Source organism: Halorubrum sp. CBA1125 (assembly GCF_009742825.1).
Lineage (GTDB): Archaea > Halobacteriota > Halobacteria > Halobacteriales > Haloferacaceae > Halorubrum.
On sequence record NZ_WPCE01000318.1, the window covers coordinates 1 to 1964 of the forward strand.

General features: G+C 72.9%; 3 protein-coding genes. All 3 read right to left on the bottom strand.

All coding sequences use genetic code 11. From position 1 onward, the window contains the following. Nucleotides 1–1022 (bottom strand): deoxyhypusine synthase (locus tag GJ633_RS16215; protein ID WP_394351174.1); only part of this gene is annotated, 1022 nt, incomplete at its 3' end. A gap of 108 nt (nucleotides 1023–1130) precedes the next feature. Beyond that, on the bottom strand, nucleotides 1131–1409 hold the full coding sequence (locus GJ633_RS16220; RefSeq protein WP_156589596.1) for a ubiquitin-like small modifier protein 1: 279 nt from the start codon (nucleotides 1407–1409) through the stop codon (nucleotides 1131–1133). A 22-nt stretch (nucleotides 1410–1431) separates the two neighbouring features. Further along, nucleotides 1432–1964, bottom strand: a 533-nt coding sequence (locus GJ633_RS16225) for a cation:proton antiporter regulatory subunit (RefSeq protein WP_303646535.1), incomplete at its 5' end; no start/stop codon positions are given.

Below are 1964 nucleotides of genomic sequence, written 5' to 3' on the forward strand. Positions count from 1 at the left end.
CGCTCGCGGGCGGCCGCGACGAGCAGCGGGAGCATCACGGTCGCGTCGCCGTAGACGGAGGCGTTGCGCGCGTCTTTCTCGAGTTTCCCCCACGACCGCGCCTCCTCCAGGGTGGCCCCGGAGAGCCCGCCCGTCGCCTCCGGGTCCATCGTGATCTGGACGGCGTAGTCGTACGCGCGCGGGGTGACGAGCATCGTCTGGAGCGTGAAGTTCTTCGGGACGCCGCCGCCGACGAGCAGGCAGCCGGCGTCGTCGGCGTCGAACGCCAGGTCGGTCAGCTCGGTCATGTCGGCGAGCGCGTCGAGGGCGAACTCGGCCGTCTGGGCGTACATCCACGCCTGCAGGCCGAGCACGGAGTCCTGCACCGCGGGACAGTAGACCGGCACGTCACACTCGTAGGCCGCGGCGGCGACGCCGGGGTCCTCGGCGACGTCGTCGCGCTCGTTCACCGCGGCGTTCGCGCGGCCGAGCTCGCGCGTGAGATCGGCGATTGAGACGGGACCCTCCTCCTCCAGCGCCGGGAACACCTCCTCGCGCAGGTGGCCCTCGAAGGCGGCGAAGTGCTCCTGCGGGAGGTAGACGTTGTAGATGCGGTCGACGCCCTCGTCGCGGAGCCCCTCGTCGTGCTCGCGGGGGCTCTTCTCGGGAGCGTGGGTCCGTCCGTGGTGGTGTTTCCCGCCGATCGCCTCGATGGCGTCGTGGGTCAGGTTCGCGCCCGTGGTCACCAGCGCGTCGACGTACCCGTCGCGGATCAGCTCCGAGACGACCCGGCGCATCCCCGCCGGCACCATCGCGCCCGCGAGCGAGCAGAAGACGGTGCAGTCGTCGTTCCCGAACATCTCCGCGAGCACGTCGCCGGCCTCGTTGACCGCGGCCGCGCCGATCCCGGCGTCGCCGTACGTCTCGACGAGCTCGCCGACGGTCATGCCGCCGGTCGCGCGGGCGTGCCCCACGGGATCCGCCGCGAACTCCTCGCGGGGGGGGACCGTCGTGGGCGTCGTCGCCCGGCTCGGTCGCGTCATCGCCTGGGCCGGTGCGTCGTCGCCCGGTTCGTCCGTTTCGTCCTCGCCGTCGCTCATGTCCCGGACTGCGTCGGGCGACCGTTTGAAACGACCGATCCGTCCGGCGGCTCAGCCGCCGCTCACCGGCGGGAAGACCGCCAGTTCGTCGCCCGCCTCGAGGGGCGTCGCCAGCCCGTCGCCGTCGTGGCGGACGCTCCGGCCGTTGTGGAGGACGTTGATGTGGTCCGCGACCGCGCCGTCGTCGTCGAGCACCCGCTCGCGGAGGGCGGGGCGCGCGTCGAGCAGGTCGTCGAGGGCGTCACCCACGGTGTCGCCGGGTTCGGTCTCGACCGCGACCGTGCGACCGCCGGCGATCTCCGCGAGGTCCGCGAACAGCTTCCACTCCATACGTGAACCCCGGACGGACGCCTCAAGAGCGTTGCGTCCGATCCTCGGAATCGGCCGACTCGGTGGGCGCGTCGGAGTCGGCGGGCGCGTCGGAGTCGACGGGCGCGTCCGACTCCGTGCCATCCTCGTCAGCCTCCGCGTCGTCGCCTGACCCCGAGTCGGCGTCCTCATCTGACTCCGTATCGCCGCCGTCTTCCCCGCCGTCGGTCGACCCGTCCTCGCGGGGTTCGGCCTCCGCCTCCAGGCGACGAAGCGCGTCCGGCCGCCCGACGAGGTACACTAAGTCGCCTGCGGCGAACGCGTACGACCGCTTCGGGATCGGCTGGACGGCACCGCCCTCGGGTCGCACCGCGGCCACGACCGTTCCCGCCTCGCCGACGGTGGTGCCGACGAGCGCGCTCCCGGCCCCGACCGTGACCGTCGCCATCGTCTCGTCCGCGCGGCGCAAAAGCGAGGCGAACTCCCGGTCGGCCCGTCGTTCCGTCGGCAGCGTCACGAGCCGGTAGCCGCCTTCGGGAGCCAGCTTCTCGGCGTCGGACTCGTCGAGCGCGACCG

Coding starts and splice junctions, on each gene's coding strand:
- GJ633_RS16220 (WP_156589596.1), bottom strand. CDS start 1,409: ATGGAGTGGAAGCTGTTCGCGGACCTCGCGGAGATCGCCGGCGGTCGC.